The organism is Kribbella lupini (genome assembly GCF_039529595.1).
GTDB classification, from domain to species: Bacteria; Actinomycetota; Actinomycetes; order Propionibacteriales; family Kribbellaceae; genus Kribbella; species Kribbella lupini.
Map to the genome: position 1 here is coordinate 2,128,022 of NZ_BAAANC010000002.1, position 18,077 is coordinate 2,146,098.

Sequence of the window (18,077 nt, forward strand, 5' to 3'; positions counted from 1 at the left end):
TCCTCAAACCTAGGGCCAGATCGACGCGACCCACTCCGGGTGGTCGATGAACGGGTTGCGGTTGTGCTGCCAGTTGTCGTAGATCACCTGGTTGCGGCGCTTCTCGAAGGCGTCCGGCGGGTCGGCCTGGCTCCAGGCCTTCAGCACCGAGAGCTTTCCGATGTACGGCGCGGTGCCGTTGTTCACCGACTCGTTGGGCTCGAGGTTCGCGAAACCGTCGCCGCCCTCGTACCGGACCGCCATGTAGAAGATCATCCGCGCGACGTCGCCGCGGACCGCCGCCCGCGGCGAGAACGAGTCGCCGTCGACCGCGCAGCCCGAGCACTCCGCGACCGTGCCGCCGCCGTTGTCGAAGTCCAGGTTGCCGCGGATGCCGTTCACCGACACGTCCTCCGGCCGCAGGTGGTGCACGTCGGTGCCGGGACCGGTCGCCGTCCCGAAGTCGCCGTGCGACTTGGCCCAGACGTGCTCGCGGTTCCAGTCGTTCGGGTCGCCGCCGTTGGTGCTCTTGGCCTGCGAGCGCCCGGAGTACAGCAGGATCACGTTGTTGGCGTTGTTCGGGTCCTGGTCGGTGTCCTTCAGCGCGTTCCAGACCTGGTCGTAGCTGAGCTTGGTCTGGTTCGAGATGATCGTGTGCAGCGCCGACTTCAGCGCCGCACCGGTCTTGCCCTCGGCTCCCGCGTAGTAGTCCGAAGGATCACCGGGGTCGCCCGGGTCCGAGCCACCGCCGCCGCTGAACGCCGTCGCGCCGGTCAGCCCCGGGTGCGAGAAGTACGCCGCCAGCTTGCCGGTCACGGTGATCTGCTGCCCGACCAGCGACGGGTTCGACCGCAGCCCGTACGCCGAACGGAAGCCGCTCGGGATCTGGACGTACAGCATGCTCGCCGTACTGGTCTGCCCGGCCGAGTCGGCCAGCGCCAGGGCGTAGTCGTTGGGGAAGTTGCTGCGGACCACCGTGTTCGTGGCGGTCGGCTGCCCGACCACGTACCCGGAGACGGTGCCGGTGGCACCGGTCTGCTGCTGGATGGCGGCGGCAACGGTCAGGGTCGCACTGGTCGCGGCCGGCGCCGGCGTGGTGCCGAAGCCGAGCAGGGCGAGCAGTACGCCGATCAGCAGCACGGGACGGAGCGAACGAAGAGCTGTCACGGCGGGTCTCCCACGGGGCGGTGTGGAACGGCGTCGAGCACCAGTCTGCCCCGTCGTACCGGCTGGTGAACGTCCCGGCGGGCGAAGACTTTCGGGCCGTAGGGTGACCGCGACATTGCAGGATGTGGCGTTCGAGCGGCGAGCGGCCCCCGAGTTCGGCAGACTGCAGGGGTTCAGCACCCAAGTCTGGGGAGTAACGAATGCGTGTGAAGAGGAGATCGCTGTCGATGGCGATCGCCGCGGTGTCGGTCGGTGCCGGTGGGCTCGCGCTCGTCGGTACGCCGTCGGTGGCCCAGCCACTCGGCGTGAGCGACGTCGTGGCACCTTCGGCGGAGGGGGCCGCACTGGCGGCCGCCCGAGCGCAGAAGGAGGCAGCAGCCGCCACGGCCCCCGACGGGCCGCAGACGGCGCAGGAGGAAAAGTTCAGCCAGGTCGACGACTACGCCACGAAGTCCGGCGGCCTGGGTGTCTACTACGACCAGGCGACCGGCAAGTACGTCGTCCGGATGCCGAAGACGGCGAAGGCCCAGGCGGCCCGGTCGGTGAAGGTCGCCGGTGCCGAGACCACGGTCCTGCCGAGTCGCACCACCAAGACGGAGCTGACCTCGATCCGGACGGTGCTGGAGAACCGGCAGTGGAAGGACGGCGCGAACAAGTACAGCTACGCCTTCCACTACGACGCGCAGCGTGACGCCATGTCGGTGACGACGGACGCGCCCGCGGCGACGATGCAGCCGCTGCTCGCCAAGTACGGGCCGGTGCTCGAGACGAAGTACGGCGACGTCAGCCGGGACTCCCGGCAGAGCGACCCGGCTCCGCACCGCGGTGGCGCCTCGATCACCAACGGCTCGTCGGTCTGCACCAGTGGCTTCACCATCACCTCGACGGCCCGCTACATGGTCACCGCCGGGCACTGCTTCGCGCTGGGTCAGCGGGTCTTCTCGAGCGGTGGCCAGCAGTTGTGGGGCACGGTCCGCAGCCGGCCGAGCTTCCCGTACTACGACTTCGAGGCGATCGGCGGCGGGACGTACGGCTCGGTCATCTACCGCGGTGGCGCGACCGGGACGACCATCCTGGTCAGCGGCGCCTCCGACCCCGCGGTCGGAGCCGCCTACTGCCGCAGCGGGCAGACGACGTACGAGCAGTGCTCGCAGGTGGTCACCAGCCTGCACGCGCAGTTCTGCGACGAGGCCGGCTGCACGGTCGAACTGATCGCCTACCGCGGTCCGGACGGCCAGGGCGGTGACTCGGGCGCGCCGCTGTTCCAGTACGTCAACGGCACCGTCCAGATCCGTGGCATGCACATCGCCCACGCGGGCGACGACCAGTACGCCGAGCGGTGGACCACCATCCGGTCCGTCTTCAAGGCGAACATCGCGATCAAGTGATCACTTCAGCTCGACCGTCCAGGGCCCGCCCTGGGCCTCGATCTGCGGGCCACCGTCGGTCGGACTGAAGAGCTGCGTCGCGTAGAGCTGGTAGCTGCCCGGCGCGAGTTTCTCCCCGGCCTGCGTCGTTGCCTCACCGCAACGGCGCAGGCTGATCGTCGTGCCCAGGGTCTTCGTCTCACCGGGCTGCAGGGTCACTCGCACTCCTACCGATCGGCTCGGCAGCGGCGTCGCCACCACCTTGCCGTCCTGAGCTACCGAGACCTGCGGCCGCTCACTGGTGACCCAGTCCTTCAGCACCGTGTCCGTCCGGTTGGTCAGCCGCACCTCCACAGTGGCGAGGTCGGGCCTTCCGCTGACCGGCTGAACCCCCGGCGCCGCGGACAGCTCGAACGGGGTGTCGGTCCTCGGCTCACCACCTGCGGTTCCACCACAGGACCCGACCGTCAGCCCGGTCGCCTGGCGAGCGCCCGCGACGGGCGTGTCCGCGTTCCCCCCGAGATTCGGTACGACGGCCACCGCCGCGATCGCGATCACCGCGGCCGTGCCCAGGCTCGCCGCTCCCGCGACCAGCGCGTTGCGCCGGCGACGGCCCTTGATCCGCCCGGCCAGCGCCCGCTCGTCCAGGTCCACGGTGTCCCGGCCCTCGTCCGCCACCGCGCCGAGAAGGTCCTTCAGGTCCTTCGACGTCATTGCACACTCTCCTCTGTCACGCCGAGCTGCGCGGCCAACCTCGATCTCGCATCGGCTAGATGGCGTTTCACCGTGCCCTCGGCGCATCCGAGCTGGTCCGCGATCTCCGGGACCGTGAGGTCTTCGTAGTACCGCAGCACCACGCAGGCGCGCTGCTTGGGTGACAGGTCGGACAGTGCGTGGCGGACCGTGTGCGTCGTGGCGAGGTCCTCGCCGAGCTGGTCGTCGGGCTCGACCAGCAGGTGCCTGGTCTCGCGCCACTTCTTCGCCCGCCGCCGGTCGTCGACGTACAGGTTCAGGATCACGCGGCGCAGATAACCTTCGAGCTGCTCGATGTCGCTGCCGACGCGGAGCCGGCCGAACACCCGCAGCAGCGCCTCCTGGACCAGGTCGGCGGCACTCGCCGCGTCCCCGGTCAGCAGATAGGCGTAGCCACGCAGCGCCGAGCCGCGGACCGCGACCAGCTCGTCGAACGTGCTCTTCCAGTCAGCCACCGGCACCGTCCTTCGGTTTCCCTGTCGACAAGCTAGACGACCGGTGGGTGCGGAGCGTTGGGGGCGGTTCGGCGAGTTTCCCGGCGCCTCGGAAGGACGCGGGGAGTTGAGTCGGTGGGGCGGGGAAGCGCGATGGTCGGACGACCGCGCTGCTCCGCCCCACCTAGGTGTCCGGGCCCCCATCAGACCCCGGCTGCTACCAGGGTCTGCTCGCCCAGCCACCAGTGAGGCGCTACTGGCGGGCAGCACCTCACCGACCGGTGAGAGGAAGGGCTCGGAGCCCTTCCCCGTGCAGTGGCGTGGTGCGGACGCCGTAACGGACCGTACTCAGTCGCGAACGGAAAGTCCATGGGTTGCCGGAGGCCGTCTCACGGTACTGACCATTAACTGTTTCAGCAGCTGATCGTGTCCGTGTGCGCGGTGCCGGAGGACCGGTACGACGCCACCCGCGCGGCCGCCGCCGACGGGCTCAGGACCTCGTTCTTCGCGTAGTACACCCAGTCGGCCGACTGGGCCCAGACGCTGGTCCCGCCGGAGTGGCCGCTCAGGTCGATGAACCACTGGTTGTAGTTCAGCGTCATGCCCTGCCGCGGGTAGACCGTGTGGCCCTGGCCGTCGTCGGTGTGGTCGGCGACCAGCGCGCCGTCGACGTAGTACTTCACGTGCCCGGCGGCGACCGTCGCGACCAGCGTGTGCCAGCCGGCGTGGCTCCGCCTGCGCGCGGTGCTCGCGCGCCAGCCGTCGAAGGGGTCGACCTGGTAGGTGTTCCAGCTGGTGAAGAAGTTCGTCGCGCCGGTCTCGCCCCAGCCGCCGTTCGGCAGGTACTCGGAGATGTCGAGCTCGCTGTAGATCGGGTCCCAGTCGTAGCGCAGCGGCGAGATCGTGTAGAAGGTCTGGTTGACCGTGTCGCCGTCGTTGCCACTGACCGGTACGTCGCTGAACTTGAACCGGGTCGCGTAGGTGCCTTCGAAGAACCGCTGCCGGTTCTGCTGCACCTGGGCGTGCGTCGTACCGCCGGCGGTGCCGTTGGTGCTCGCACGGAGCTGCAGCGACTTCTGGCCGTCGACGACCGGGAAGCTGATGTTGCTCGCCGCCCAGGTCGCGCCGCCGACGCCTGGGCCGCCGGCCGACGTACGGATGCTCCAGTCGTGCGCCGTGAACGCGGGATCGGTCCGGGAGCTGTAGCTGAAGTCGTCGAAGAAGGCGCCGCAGGCGGCGGCCTTGTCCGGAGCGGGACGAGCAGAAGCCGGTACGCCGACCGCTGCCGCGACAGCGGCCAGGACGGCGACGGCGGCAGTGGTCCGCAGAGCGCGGGATCGAGCCATGGTGAACACCTTTCTCGGGGCGGAGAGGGTGTGACCACTGGGTCACTCCTGGCAATCTGACGCGTTCGAGTGGTTAAGTCAAGAGCTTGTCTTAACCGTGGGATCGCTCTCACTGGTCAGACCACTGGTAATATTCGCCGCATGCGACGGACCCAGGCACGGGATCAACTGCTGGCCCTGATCGAGACCAGCGGCCCGGGTCAGGTGCTGCCGTCGGAGCGCAGCCTGAGCGAGTCGCTGGGCGTCTCACGACCGACCCTGCGGGCCGCTCTCGACGATCTGGCCCGGGAGGGCGTGGTGGTCCGCGAGCACGGACGCGGCACGTTCGTCAGCGCCCGGAAGATCCACCAGGAGCTCGAGCCGACCGAGGCCGGTGACTTCGCGCTGCCGCCGGCCGAGGGCAGCCCGTGGCAGAGCCGGCTGATCAGCTTCGCGGTCGAGCCGGCCGGAGCGCGGATGGGCCGCCGGCTGGAGGTCTCACCCGGCGCGGAACTGATCGCGGTGGTCCGCCTCCGGCTCGTCGACGGGATCCCGATGTGCGTCGAGCGGATCCGCATTCCGGCCTCGCTGGTCCCCGAAATCACCGGCCGCGACTTCGAGACCGGCTCGTTCTACGCGCTGCTCCGCGACCGGTACGACGTGGCGCCGCGCGACGCCGTACAGGTCACCGAGCCGACGGTCACCGACCACCAGGAGTCCGCCCAGCTCGACGTTCCGCTGCACTCCCCGGCCCTGCTGATCGAGCGCACGACCCGAACGGCCGACCGCGCCGTGGTCGAGTACACGCGGTCGATCTACCGCGGCGACCGCTACCGGATCACCACGAGATTGACCTTCCCGGACTGAAATCATGGGCCCCTCCCCGACAGAAGAGGGGCATGACGGACAACAGAGACGGTCCTCCGGACGACGTTCGGCTCGCGCGGTTCGAGGCCGTCTTCTCGGCCTGCTACGACCGCCTGGTCGCGTACTACCTCCGGCGCGTGCCGAACCGCGGCGACGTCGACGACCTGGTCGCCGAGACGTTCCTGGTCGCGTGGCGCAAGCTCGACGACGTACCGGCCGAGGCCCTCCCTTGGCTGTACGCCGTCGCGCGCCGGACGCTGGCCAACTACCGCCGCCGCGAGGACCGGCGGTCGGCACTGACCGAACAACTCCGGGCCACGCCGACCGCTCGCCAGGACGCGTCGTCCCCCGAGGCGGCCGCGCTCACCGCGGCGGCCTGGAACGAACTACCGGAACGGGACCGCGAACTGCTGTCGCTGATCGCGTGGGAGGGCCTGGAGGTCGACCAGGTCGCCGTCGCGCTCGACTGCTCCCGCAACGCCGTCCGCATCCGCCTCCACCGGGCCAGGCGCCGCTTCGAGAAGCTGCTCCGCTCGACCGACGAAGCACCGGCGGCGCAGCCCCTCAGCCCAGCCCACGAAGGAGGACCGGCATGACCACTCTGGACCAGATCCGGGCGCTCGACCCGGTCACCGACGACGAACTCCGAACGGCTACCCGCAGCCGCGACAAGGTCTGGAACGACGTGGTGTCGCGGACCCAGCGCACAGAGAAGCAGGCGACGCCCCGTCCGCGTCGAGCCGTCGCTCGCCGGCTGGTGCCGGTCCTGGTCGCGGCGAGCCTGGTCGGTGGGATCGCGCTGACGGCGGTGCAGCGATCCGGCGACTCGCACCCGGAGGCCCTCGCGTTCGCCTACCAGGGGGACGACCTGAAGATCACGGTGATCGATCTGCAGGCCGACACCAAGCGGTTCAACCGCGAACTCGAGCAGCAGGGGCTGAAGTTCAAGCTGGTCCTCGTCCCCGCGACGCCGTCGATCGTCGGCCAGGAGACCTCGGCGGGCTTCAGCGACGGATCCAATGCGCGGCACGTGACGATCGGCGAGACGCCGGCCGGCTGCAAGCTCGGGGTCGACTCGTCGTGTCACATCGAGATCTCCGTCTCCAAGGACTTCCGCGGTGAGGGAACCCTCGAGATCGGCCGCCCGCTGCGGCCGGGCGAGACCGCTGCGGCCATGGGCGACCTGGGCGGACCGGGCGAGCCACTGGACGGCGTCAAGTACCAGGGGCTTCAGGTCAGTCAGGTGCTGGAGATGCTGCGGCAGCGTGACGTGACCGTCGACGAGTACCGCGTCGACTACAGCGACGGTTCCGGCAAGGACGCGCACAGTGTTCCGGGCAACCTCTACGTCACCCAGGGCGGACTGCTCGCCGACGGGAAGGGCATTCTGTGGGTGACTGACAAGCTGAAGTGAACCCAAGGGCCGGTACGCCGCTCAGCGACGTACCGGCCACGGGGTCAGCCCTTGACGGCGCCTGCGGCCACGCCTGCGGTGACGCGGCCCTGGAGGACCAGGAAGATCAGCAGGACGGGGAGCATGAACAGCGTGGCCGCGGCCATCGTGGCTCCCCAGTCGGTGCCGAAGGTGTTGCTGAACGACGAGAGCCAGACCGGCAGCGTGCGCTGGTCCTGGTTCTTGATGATCAGCAGGTTCGCGAAGGCGAACTCGTTCCAGGCGGTGATGAAACCGAACAGCGACGTGGACAGCAGCCCGGGCGCGAGCAGCGGGAAGACGACCCGCCGGAACGCCTGGAACTGGTTGCAGCCGTCGACCTGCGCGGCCTCCTCGAGCTCGACCGGGATCGCGTTCAGGAACCCGCGCAGCGTCACGATCGTGAACGGCAGCGTGACCATGAAGTAGATCAGCGTCAGCATGGTCAGTTTGTCGAGCATGTCGGTGTCGCGGGCGATCACGTACATCGGGATCAGCAGCGCCTCCCACGGCGTCATCTGCGCGATGAACACCATCAGGATGAACGCCTGCCGGCCGCGCCACTTCATCCGCGCCACGGCGTACGCCGCCAGGCACGCGATCACCAGCGCGAGCAGCACGGCCGAGACCGCGACCAGCGCGCTGTTGCGCCAGAACAGCCAGAACCCGTCGGCGTGCACCGCCGTACCGAAGTGGCTGAAGGTGATGTTCGTGGGGAAGAACGACGGCGTCTCGGCCTGGATGTCCTTGGTCGGTTTGAACGCCGTCAGCACCATCCAGTAGACCGGGAACACCGAGAAGGCGAGCACGATCAGGGCCAGCGTGTTGAGCGAGACCTTCCGCCCGATCCGCGTCCTCACAGTTCACCTTCTTCCTTGAACATCTGCCGGAAGTAGGCCAGCAGCGCGACGCCGAGGATCACCACGGTCACCATCGAGATCGCGGCGCCGAGGTCGTAGCGGTTCAGCGACTGGGCCACCTGGTAGGCGTAGACCGGCAGCGTCAGCGTCGCGTTGCCCGGCCCGCCCTGGCTGATCGCCCAGATCTGCACGAAGCACTTGAAGACCCAGATGATCTCCAGGCAGAAGATCAGCCCGAACATCGGCCGCAGGATCGGGAACGTGATCAGCCAGAACGTCTTGGTCGCGCCGGCGCCGTCGATCTGCGCCGACTCGTGCAGTTCCTTCGGCACGGTCGTCATCGCGGCGTACAGGGTGAGGGCGGCGAACGGTACCGACTGCCAGACGATCAGGACGACGATGATCGCGAACGTCGACGTGCCGTTGGCGAACCAGGCGTAGCCGTCGAACTGCTCGAAGCCGAGCGCGACCAGCACCCAGTTCACGACGCCGAGCTGGGACTGGAACAGCCACTGGAAGACGGTGGTCGCGGCGATCACCGGGATCGCCCAGGCGACCACCAGGCCACCCATCACGGCCAGCCGCATCTTCTTGCCCAAGGCACCGATCAGCAGCGCGATCAGCGTGGCCAGCACCATGATCAGCGAGACGTTGATCGCGGTGAAGACGAACGTCCTCAGCACGACGCCCCAGAACATGTCGTCGGACAGGATCTGCCGGTAGTTGTCGAAGCCGACGAAGTCGGCGCCACCGCGGATCAGCTGCGCGATGCCGAACTTCTGGAACGAGATGATCAGTTCCGGATCAGCGGGTAGACCAGCAGGTACGCCGTACCGAGCACGGTCGGCGCGACCAGCAGGTACGGCAGCAGACGCACCGGCAGGGAACGCCCCCGCCGCCCGGGGGCCGGCGAACCGGTCCGGGCGGCGGGGGCGTGTTCCGCCGTGCTCTCGACGTGGGTGACAGCCACGGCTACTTGGTGTTCAGGGCCTGGGTGATGATCTCGTCGGCCGCCTTCGCGGCAGCCGCCGGGTCACCACCGGTCAGGACCTTGGTCTGGTACTCCTTGATCGGGTTCTTCGCCTCGACCGCGGCCCAGTTCGGCGAGTTCGGGGTCGCCTTGCCGTTGGCGGCCCCGGCGGCCATCGCCGCGACCCCCTCGTCGGCCCCGACCGAGGCGGCCAGGCTGGTCCGGTTCGGCACGTACTTCATCGACTTGGCCAGGTCGGTCTGCCACTGCTCACCGGCCAGCTCCTTGATGAACGTGTACGCCGCGTCCTGCCCGTCGGAGGCCTCCGGGATGATCAGGTCCGAGCCACCGGTGAAGACCGCGCCCGGCTTGTCGGCGGTCTTGCCCGGGATCGGGAAGAAGCCCAGCTTGTCCTTCAGCGCCGGGTTCGCCTGGGCGATCAGCTCGGCCGCGCCCGGGACGGCGATCATCTGGGCGACCTTGCCCTGCGCGAAGACGTCGGTCTGGGTCGGCTTGGCCTCGTCGGAGTCCTTCGGGCCCTTGCCGAGCGCCTGGATCTGCTTGTAGAACTCCATCCCCTTCAGCGCCTCGGGCGTGGACAGCGCGCCCTTCCACTGGTCGCCGTCCTTGACCGCGAGGTCGCCGCCCTCGTCCCAGATGAAGCCGGACAGCACGTAGAAGTTCTGGCCCGGCAGGTAGATGCCCTGGTTGCCGCCGGTGTTCAGCTTGGTGGTCGTGGCGATCCACTCGTCGCGGGTCTTCGGCGGGGTCACGCCGGCCGCCTGGAACAGGTCCTTGCGGTAGACGACCACGCGGTTCGCGGCGTAGTACGGGATGCCGTACTGCTTGCCCTCGTACAGGCCCGGACCGGCCAGGCCCTCGATCCAGTCGTCGCCCTTGAGGTCGGCCTTCTTGTCGGTCAGGTCCTTGACGCCGCCCGAGGCCGAGTACTGCGCGACCTGGGTGTTGCCGACCTCGATCACGTCCGGCGCGTCCTTGCTGGCCAGCGCGCCGATGATCTTCGGGCCGATCCCGTTCCACTCCTGGATCTGGACGTTCGCCTTCACGTCCGGGTGCTTCGCGGCGAAGTCGTCGGTGAAGCGCTTGAGGAAGTCGTCGGAGACGCTGCCCTTCATCAGCCAGACATCGATCGTGGTCGGGCCGTCGGCGGCGGCGTTGTCACCGTCGGAGCCACCGCAGGCGGCCACCGTCGTGAGGGAGAGAGCCGCGACCGCGGCGACGGCAAGGGAACGGAACTTCATCGGATCACCTCTGGCGGAGTAGCCGGACCGGCGCCCGGCTGACTGGTATGAACCTGTCGTTCAGTGGCAGTGAGAATTGCGGACGGCAGGTCGGCCAGTCAATAGTTCAGTAGGTTCCGTTACTAAGTCGTGAGAGCGTGCGCAAGCCCGAAAAGTGCACTAAGTGCGCAATTGACAGCGTTATCCGCAGCCTGCGTTGCAAATAACGCAACGGACCAGTTGGTGAGCTGGTCCGGCATTTATCGGACCAGTTGTCTTTGGCGGCAACCGCTTGCTGTTATCTGCCGAGGGCCGCGATCACCGCGGAGGCGGTCGCCGCGTCCTGGACACCGAGCCCGGTGAGGTCCGCGATCGAGCGTTCCGTACGGCGGGGGAAGCCGTCCCGCAGGACCGCGCCGACGGACCGGTCGACGTCGTCGCCGATCACACCGGCCCGTACGGCGTTGCCGAAGTCGCCGTGGTCGAGGCACTGCTCGTGATCGTCGGTGACGACGGTCGCGCCGGCGAAGATCCCGGGCGGCAGCTCGCCCTTGCCGGGCATGTCGGTGCCGACGCCGGTGACATGCACGGCGTCGCGGAACAGCTCGAGGGGAAGAGGTGAGGTCGCGGGGGTCGTGGCGATCACGCACGAGGGGGTAGAGCCGTCGGCGCCGAGCCTGGGCCGGGCCTCGATACCGCTCGCTTGCAGCTTGTCGACCAGCTTCGTGACCGCCTCCGGGCGGCGGCCCCAGATCTGGAACCGCAGGCTCGGGCGCAGGTGGGTGAGCCAGCTCGCCTGCAGGCGAGCCTGGTCGCCGGTTCCGAGGACGAGGATCTCCTCGACATCGGCAGGCGTCATCGCGTCGGTGATCAGGGCTCCGGCCGCCGCCGTACGCCAGGCGGTGAGGCGGCCTTCGTCGGCCAGCACGGCGGCGGGTTCGCCGGTGGTCGCGTCGACGACGAGCATCAGGCCGTTGTTCACCGAGGCGAAGGTGCTGGCGATCTTCACCGTGAAATGTGGTGAGCCTTCGACGTACCCGGCCTTGACGTGGCAGTCGCCGGACGCCGCCGGGAAGTCCAGCACCATCGGGAGCGGGACCTGGGTCCGTCCTTCGGTGTGGGCGATCAACGCCGACCGGACCGCGTCGAAGACCAGCTGCGGCTTCACCACCGAGCGGATCTCGTCGAGACGGATCACTCGCAGCGTCATCCGCGCTTCTCCAACCAGTTGCCCCAGGCATCGAGCGCGGGTGCGGGATCGAGGCGGCCGAGGCCGACGCGGAAGCGGTCGGCCGGCGTTGCGGTGAGGGCCGAGGAGTAGATGCTCGACGGCAGCAGCAGGACGCCGGCCTGCTCCACCAGCTCGGCGCACATGGTCTCGACGCCATCCGGACCGGCGTACCGGGGGAAGCAGACGCAGCCGCCTTGTGGGGCGTCGAAGTCGAAGAGGTCCGGGCGGCGGGCGAAGAACTCCGCGAAGAGCGGCAGGTTCCGCGCGACGATGCCGCGGTTGCGTTCCAGCAGGCGGTCCCGGGCGCGCAGGCCGATCAGCGCGAGGACCTCGCTCGGAGCGGAGTTGCAGATCGAGGTGTAGTGCTTGGCGCGCTCGAGCTTGTCCAGGACCGCGCGGTCGCGGCAGGCGATCCAGCCGATCCGCAGCCCGGGCAGGCCGTACGCCTTCGACATCACGTTCAGCGACAGCGCCGACGCTGACAGATCGGTTGCCTGAGGCAACGACAGTCGGTCGAGCTCGCGCCCGCGGTAGACCTCGTCGCTGAACAACCGGATCCCGCGCTCGTCGCACAGCCGGACCAGCCGCTCCCACGCCGTGGGGTCCGGTACGGCGCCGGTCGGGTTGTTCGGGAAGTTCACCGACACGAGCCGCGTCTCGGGCCGCAGCGCCCGCTCGATCGCGTCGACGTCGAGCGCCCAGCCGTCCTCGGGCCGCAGCGCGACGCCGGTCACCGTGCAGATGTCGAGCGGGATCGTCTCGGCCGCCTGGTAGTTCGGCGTCAGGACGACGACGTGGTCGCCCGGTGCGAGCAGCACACGCATCGCCAGGTAGATGCCTTCCTCGGCGCCGGCGAAGCACATCACGTCGTCGGGCTCGAGGCCGTCGTACGTGCGGGCGATCTCCTCGCGCAAGGCGGGCAGGCCGCGCGTCTCGGTGTAGCTGAGCGCCAGCGACTCCCAGCGCTCGCGGCCGTCGTCGTCCGCCATCGCGAGCAGCTCCGCCATTGGCAGCGACTGCGCGTCCGATGCGGTCAGGTGGTAGCGCGCACTGAACTCCCAGCGCGAGAAGTACGTCTCCAGCCGGAAGTCAGGCAGGGTCGCCATCGTGCTCCTTCCGCGCCTCGCCGAGCAGCTGGTAGAGCGCGGACCGGGAGATCTTCAGCGCTCGCGCCACCGCCGGTACCGACCGCCGCTGACTCAGTACGCCGGCCGCCTCCAACCGCCCGACCAGCTCGAGCCGGTCGTCGCGGGACAGCCGGTCGACCGGCGCGCCACGCTCGCGGACGAACTCGCCGACCACGTCGTTCAGCGTCTCGGTCCAGTCGTGCTCGAACAGCACCCGCGGCTGCCCGGTCACCGGCGCCGCGAACGCCGCCAGGATCCGCCCTGCCTCCTCGAACGCCGTCCGGTCCACGTTGATGCACAGCACCAGCCCGGCCTTGCCGTCCGCGTCCCGCAGTACGGCACTCACGCTCGACAGTCGCCGCCCGTCGGCCAGCGACTTCGGGTAGGGCCCGTAGACGTCCCGCCCGGTCTCCGCCAGCTCGTCCAGCTCCCCGAGCAAGGACGGCGCGCCCACCTTGCGTTCCGACAGCGGATTCCAGATCGCGACCACCCGGTCGGTCGCCGGATCGTGCAGCACCACCTCGGCGTGCGGCGACAGCAACCGCGCGATCGCCTCGCCGACCGGCGCCAGCCGATCGACCTCGGCCTTGAGCTCAGGGCTGGACATGCTCTGGACGATACGTCCACGTAAGACGAATTGTCCAGATCGAGATCAGGCCGGCAGGCGGTCGTCCTGCTGGCGGGCGTGTCGGAGGCCCAGGAGGAGCAGGCCGATGGAGATGGCGCCGACGACGGCGTACGTGATGCGGCCGCCGAGGCCGTCCCAGATGCTGTGGAGGGTCACGGCGAGTGCGTACATGCCGATGAAGCCGGCCAGGTGTTTGCCCGTGGGACGGACGACGAAGCGCCAGAGACCCCAGCAGGTGAGGCCGGTCCAGGCGGCGTGGCCGGCGGGGGAGAGCAGGCCGCGGATGAACAGGGTCTGCTCGGCGGCGCCGACGTTGCCGCCGGACTGGAGCAGCGCGACGAAGGCGTAGCCCATCGTCTCCAGGACGGCGAAGCCGGTGCCGACCGCGACGCCGATCACGATGCCGCCGCCGATCGAGTGGCGGTAACGGGTGCCGAAGAAGACGACCAGGACCAGCGGGACGACCAGCTTGGCGGCCTCCTCGATCAGGCCGACGCCGACCATCGGGAGCGTGCCGAGCCGCCGCATCGCGTCGTACTCGAGCAAGCCGGCGACGACCACCCCGACGACTCCGCCGAACAGCAGCGACCCGCCGAGGGTCGGCCCGTCGATCAACCAGCGCCCGGACCGGCCGGCCGCGAACGTGACGAAGGTCAGCGGGACGACCAGGGCGCCCAGCAGAATCATCGTCGGGAAGAGGTTGGGGTTGTCGGTGTCGGTGAGCACCGCGAGCACCAGCAGGTACAGCGCCGTCCCCACCACGAACGTCCCGATCCAAGCCCACCTGCGTACCGCCGTCTGTGCCATGCGCTGATCCTGCACCCCGGCCACCGTCGCGCACAGCACATCACCCGGACATGTCTCGTGAACGCTGCGTTACACCGTTGGTGGCGCGCATGCGCCATGTCACAGGAAGGGCAGAGATGGACAGGGCGCAAAGGCGGCGGCGCACCGCAGACTCCTGAGCACGAGGTGCCTGCCCCTAGCCTCTCGAAGGAGTCCGCTCATGTCCTCAAGCAAGCGTCGCGCCGCCATCCTCGCGGCCGCACTCGCGCTGGCCACCACGTCGAGCCTGACCGCTACCGCGGCACCCCCGGGCCCGTCGGCCGCCCCGGCCACCGCCGCCCAGGCGGGCACGTCGCAGAAGGTCACGCTGATCACCGGTGACGTCGTCGACGTGACCGACGCCGGCGCCGGCAAGAAGGCCGCCGTCGTGCAGCCCGCCCCCGGCCGCGAACAGATCGCGTTCCACACCGTCGAGGTCGACGGCGGCCTGCGGGTCCTGCCGAGCGACGTCGTCCCGTACGTCGCCTCCGGCATGGTCGACGCCGACCTGTTCGACGTCGACGAGCTGCTCGCCGCCGGCTTCGGCGACGCGGCCACGCAGAGCCTGCCGCTGATCGTCCGCTACACCGGCGGCGCCCGCGTCCAGTCCCTGACCGGTACGACGGACGCCCGCCCGCTCGCGTCCATCGGCGGCGCGGCCGTCACCGCCTCCAAGGCGGAACTGCCCGCCCTGTGGAACTCGCTCAAGCCCGCCTCGCACACCGCTCGCACCCTCGACCAGGGCGTCGCCAAGATCTGGCTCGACGGCAAGGTCAAGCCGGTGCTGGACAAGAGCGTGCCGCAGATCGGTGCGCCGGCCGCCTGGCAGGCCGGGTACGAGGGCACCGGCGTCGAGGTCGCCGTCCTGGACACCGGCGTCGACGCCAACCACCCCGACCTGGTCGGCAAGGTGCAGAAGGCCGAGGACTTCTCCACCAGCCCGACCGGCACCGAGGACCACTTCGGTCACGGCACGCACGTCGCGGCGACGATCGCCGGGACCGGCGCGGGCGCCGGCGGGACCCGCAAGGGTGTCGCGCCGAAGGCCGACCTGCTGGTCGGCAAGGTGCTCGGCGACGACGGCTCCGGCTACGAGTCCTGGATCATCGCCGGGATGGAGTGGGCCGCCGCCGAGGGCGCCAAGGTGGTCAACATGAGCCTGGGTGGTGGCCCCACCGACGGCACCGACCCGCTCAGCCAGGCCGTCAACGACATCACCGCGGCGTCCGGCACCCTGTTCGTCGTCGCCGCCGGCAACGACGGCGCGGACGAGTCGGTCGGGTCCCCGGGTGCGGCCGCGGCCGCGCTCACCGTCGGCGCGGTCGACCGCAACGACGCGCTCGCGGACTTCTCCAGCCGTGGCCCGCGGGTCGGCGACTCCGGCCTGAAGCCCGAGATCACCGCGCCGGGCGTGGACATCGTCGCCGCCCGCGCGGCCGGTACGGCGATGGGCCAGCCGCTCGACGAGCTCTACACCGCCGCTTCCGGTACGTCGATGGCGACGCCGCACGTCGCCGGTGCCGCGGCGCTGCTCGCGCAGCAGCACCCGGACTGGAAGGCCGACCGGCTCAAGGACGCGCTGACCAGTACGGCGAAGACCACCCCCGACCTGAGCGTCTACGCCCAGGGCACCGGCCGGGTCGACCTCGCCCGGGCGGTCGCGCAGAAGGTCGACGCGACCGGCGTCGCCGACTTCGGCCTGACCGTGACCGGCAGCAGCGCGACCACGCGGACCATCACGTACCGCAACGACACCACCGCGCCGATCACGCTGAACCTGGCCGTCGACGTGGACAACCTCGACACCCACCAGCCGGAGACCGACGCGTTCGGCGTACCGGCGACCGTGACGGTCCCGGCCGGCGGCTCGACCGACGTACCGCTGGCGCTAGACCCGGCGAAGCTGGACCGCGGCCTGTTCAGCGGCTGGATCGTCGCCACCGGCGCCGGCAACGTCAGCGTGCGGACCGCGGTCGGCACGCTCAAGTCGGGCCCGAAGCACAAGGTCACCTTCCGCGGCATCGACCTGAACGGTCAGCCGACCGGTCTTCCGGTGGTCTCGCTTTACGGCGACAACGCACGCTCGGACGCGCTCGGCTGGGTCGACGAGGGCGGGACCTTCACGGCCGAGGTCGAGGAGGGCACGTACCTGATGCACGGGTTGGTGGAGTCGCGCGAGGAGCAGACCGAGAAGGCCGTCCTGATCACCGACCCGAACATCGTGGTGACCGGTGACCGCGAGATCGTCGTGGACGCCCGCACGGCGGCGCCGATCACGATCCACACGCCGAAGCCGTCGGAGCAGCAGGCGGTGCTGAGCTACTACGTGCACCGCGAGTACCCGAACGGCCGCAAGATCACCCACGGCGTGATGCACTTCAGCACGGTCAGCCAGGTGCTGGTCACGCCGACCAAGCCGGTCCAGAGCGGCAGCTTCGAGTTCGCGTCCCGCTGGCAGTTGGTCGCTCCGCTGGTCCAGGCGTCGGTGCCGGGTGTCTCCGGTCCGCTGGACATCAACCTCCTGCACCAGTCGCCGTCGTACGAGGGCAAGAAGCGGTTCAGCCTCGTTGCCCCCGGCCCTGATCTGAAGGGGGTCAAGGGAGCTGTCGCCGTCCTCCCGTCCAGCGAGGACGGCTGGGGCAACGGCAGTGAGCAGGACCAGATCGCGGCGGCGGCGAAGGCCGGTGCGGCCGGCGTCATCCTGTACCGGCCGGCCGACTGGTCGGCGTGGACGGTCTGGCGCCCGGTCGGCGATCGTGAGCCGATCCCGGCGATGGTCACCACCGCGCGCGACGGCGCGAAGCTGGTCGCCCGCGCCAAGGCCGGTCGCGCGACGATCGACCTGACCCTGACCACCTCGAGCCCATACCTGTACGACGTGTTCCAGGTCTCGAAGAACCAGATCCCGGCCAAGATCGACTACCACGTGACCGCCGCGAACAGCGCCCGGATCAACACGTCGTACGCCGACAACGGCGGCTTCACCTGGGCCAAGGAGCAGCGCTTCGGCTGGCGTCCCTGGCAGGACTACTCCTGGAACGACTCGCAGCGTTTCGTCGAGACGCCGAAGGTCCGCGAGGAGTGGGTCAGCTCGGGCGACACGCTCTGGCAGCACCGGGTGCACCACCTCTACACGTGGGACACGATGAACCCGCTGCGGGGCGGTATGACCTCGGTGCCGCGCAGCTACAAGACCGGTTCGTCCAGCGAGACCTGGTTCGAGCCGGTGGTCCGTCCGGCGGCCGCGCCGGGTGTGGTATCGACGCGGACCGCCGACCGGTTCTCGCTGCGGGTGCCGGCGTTCGTCGACGCGGCCGGGCACTACACGCTCGGCGAGACCACCTCCTCGTCCGCCGTGCTCAAGCGCAACGGCGCTGTCGTGGCCGAGCTGCCGGACGCCTGGCAGGACGTCACCACCACCAGCGGCGACGCGTCGTACCGGCTGGAGCTGGCGACCGAGCGGCAGGACACCGAAGGCGAGTGGAACTGGGCGACCAGGACCCAGACCGCGTGGGACTTCCGGTCGAAGAAGGCCGCTGAGGACAAGGCGACCGCACTGCCGTTGCTGCAGGTCGGGTACGACGTGCCGACCGACCTGACCGGGCGGGTGCCCGCTCGGACCCACGTCGTGGGCTTCACCGTGCAGCAGCAGGCCGGGGCTCCGGCGGCGCGGACGACGTCGCTGCAGGCCGAGGTGTCGTTCGACGAGGGCAAGAGCTGGCGGCGGATCGTCGCTGTCGGTGCCTTCGGCCACTACGTCGCCGTCGTACCGGCCGGCAAGGGCACTGTCTCGCTGCGGGTCTCCGCGGCGGACAACGCCGGCAACAAGGTCACCCAGACGGTGATCCGGGCCTACGGGCTGAAGTAGCAG

The 18,077-nt window shown here is 69.7% G+C and carries 17 protein-coding genes; 5 read left to right on the forward strand and 12 right to left on the reverse strand.

All coding sequences use genetic code 11. The features are described from left to right. Nucleotides 1-9: 9 nt before the first annotated feature. Nucleotides 10-1,146, reverse strand: a complete 1,137-nt coding sequence (locus ABD235_RS23480; RefSeq protein WP_344177537.1) for an endonuclease — start codon at nt 1,144-1,146, stop codon at nt 10-12. 200 nt (nt 1,147-1,346) lie between these two features. On the opposite strand from ABD235_RS23480, the gene ABD235_RS23485 reads away from it, so the two are divergent. Next, nucleotides 1,347-2,534, forward strand: coding sequence for a chymotrypsin family serine protease (locus ABD235_RS23485; RefSeq protein WP_344177540.1), 1,188 nt, complete (start codon nt 1,347-1,349; stop codon nt 2,532-2,534). Here the strand turns inward: ABD235_RS23485 and ABD235_RS23490 are convergent, their stop codons facing one another. The 3 genes from ABD235_RS23490 to ABD235_RS23500 all read right to left on the reverse strand — a co-directional run bounded on the left by ABD235_RS23490 (nt 2,535) and on the right by ABD235_RS23500 (nt 5,046). Next, complete coding sequence (locus ABD235_RS23490) at nt 2,535-3,227, reverse strand: hypothetical protein (protein ID WP_344177542.1); 693 nt, start codon at nt 3,225-3,227, stop codon at nt 2,535-2,537. Further along, nucleotides 3,224-3,721 carry an RNA polymerase sigma factor gene (locus ABD235_RS23495; protein ID WP_344177544.1) on the reverse strand — a complete coding sequence of 166 codons (498 nt, stop codon included), beginning with the start codon at nt 3,719-3,721 and terminating at the stop codon, nt 3,224-3,226. The genes ABD235_RS23490 and ABD235_RS23495 overlap by 4 nt, the downstream gene beginning before the upstream one ends. A gap of 392 nt (nt 3,722-4,113) precedes the next feature. Next, nucleotides 4,114-5,046, reverse strand: a complete 933-nt coding sequence (locus ABD235_RS23500) for a glycoside hydrolase family 16 protein (protein ID WP_344177546.1) — start codon at nt 5,044-5,046, stop codon at nt 4,114-4,116. Nucleotides 5,047-5,187: 141 nt separating this feature from the next. On the opposite strand from ABD235_RS23500, the gene ABD235_RS23505 reads away from it, so the two are divergent. The 3 genes from ABD235_RS23505 to ABD235_RS23515 are packed head-to-tail and all read left to right on the forward strand — an operon-like array spanning nt 5,188 to nt 7,306. Next, a complete protein-coding gene (locus ABD235_RS23505; protein WP_344177548.1) occupies nt 5,188-5,892 on the forward strand; it encodes a GntR family transcriptional regulator in 705 nt (234 codons plus the stop codon). A gap of 32 nt (nt 5,893-5,924) precedes the next feature. Continuing rightward, nucleotides 5,925-6,488 carry an RNA polymerase sigma factor gene (locus ABD235_RS23510; RefSeq protein ID WP_344177550.1) on the forward strand — a complete coding sequence of 188 codons (564 nt, stop codon included), beginning with the start codon at nt 5,925-5,927 and terminating at the stop codon, nt 6,486-6,488. Then, nucleotides 6,485-7,306 (forward strand): hypothetical protein, encoded by an 822-nt coding sequence (locus ABD235_RS23515; RefSeq protein ID WP_344177552.1) that lies wholly within the window; start codon nt 6,485-6,487, stop codon nt 7,304-7,306. The genes ABD235_RS23510 and ABD235_RS23515 overlap by 4 nt, the downstream gene beginning before the upstream one ends. Before the next feature lie 44 nt (nt 7,307-7,350). Here ABD235_RS23515 and ABD235_RS23520 read toward each other — a convergent pair whose 3' ends face one another. The 8 genes from ABD235_RS23520 to ABD235_RS23555 form a co-directional block, all read right to left on the reverse strand. After that, nucleotides 7,351-8,184, reverse strand: coding sequence for a carbohydrate ABC transporter permease (locus ABD235_RS23520; protein ID WP_344177554.1), 834 nt, complete (start codon nt 8,182-8,184; stop codon nt 7,351-7,353). Further along, on the reverse strand, nt 8,181-8,882 hold the full coding sequence (locus ABD235_RS23525) for a carbohydrate ABC transporter permease (RefSeq protein ID WP_344177556.1): 702 nt from the start codon (nt 8,880-8,882) through the stop codon (nt 8,181-8,183). Before ABD235_RS23525 ends, ABD235_RS23520 begins: the two co-directional genes overlap by 4 nt. Nucleotides 8,883-8,977: 95 nt before the next feature. Beyond that, nucleotides 8,978-9,154, reverse strand: coding sequence for a hypothetical protein (locus ABD235_RS23530; protein ID WP_344177558.1), 177 nt, complete (start codon nt 9,152-9,154; stop codon nt 8,978-8,980). Between the two features lie 2 nt (nt 9,155-9,156). Next, nucleotides 9,157-10,416 carry an extracellular solute-binding protein gene (locus ABD235_RS23535; RefSeq protein WP_344177560.1) on the reverse strand — a complete coding sequence of 420 codons (1,260 nt, stop codon included), beginning with the start codon at nt 10,414-10,416 and terminating at the stop codon, nt 9,157-9,159. Nucleotides 10,417-10,693: 277 nt separating this feature from the next. After that, complete coding sequence (locus tag ABD235_RS23540) at nt 10,694-11,605, reverse strand: ornithine cyclodeaminase family protein (protein ID WP_344177562.1); 912 nt, start codon at nt 11,603-11,605, stop codon at nt 10,694-10,696. Beyond that, nucleotides 11,602-12,732 carry an aminotransferase class I/II-fold pyridoxal phosphate-dependent enzyme gene (locus tag ABD235_RS23545; protein WP_344177564.1) on the reverse strand — a complete coding sequence of 377 codons (1,131 nt, stop codon included), beginning with the start codon at nt 12,730-12,732 and terminating at the stop codon, nt 11,602-11,604. The genes ABD235_RS23540 and ABD235_RS23545 overlap by 4 nt, the downstream gene beginning before the upstream one ends. Beyond that, the gene (locus ABD235_RS23550; protein WP_344177566.1) at nt 12,716-13,360 is read right to left on the reverse strand and encodes a helix-turn-helix transcriptional regulator; all 645 of its coding nucleotides are present in this window, start codon (nt 13,358-13,360) and stop codon (nt 12,716-12,718) included. Before ABD235_RS23550 ends, ABD235_RS23545 begins: the two co-directional genes overlap by 17 nt. A 45-nt stretch (nt 13,361-13,405) precedes the next feature. Then, on the reverse strand, nt 13,406-14,188 hold the full coding sequence (locus ABD235_RS23555; RefSeq protein ID WP_344177568.1) for a PrsW family intramembrane metalloprotease: 783 nt from the start codon (nt 14,186-14,188) through the stop codon (nt 13,406-13,408). A 199-nt stretch (nt 14,189-14,387) separates the two neighbouring features. Here ABD235_RS23555 and ABD235_RS23560 point away from each other — a divergent pair, with 199 nt between their 5' ends. Beyond that, nucleotides 14,388-18,074 carry a S8 family serine peptidase gene (locus ABD235_RS23560; RefSeq protein ID WP_344177570.1) on the forward strand — a complete coding sequence of 1,229 codons (3,687 nt, stop codon included), beginning with the start codon at nt 14,388-14,390 and terminating at the stop codon, nt 18,072-18,074. Nucleotides 18,075-18,077 lie beyond the last annotated feature (3 nt).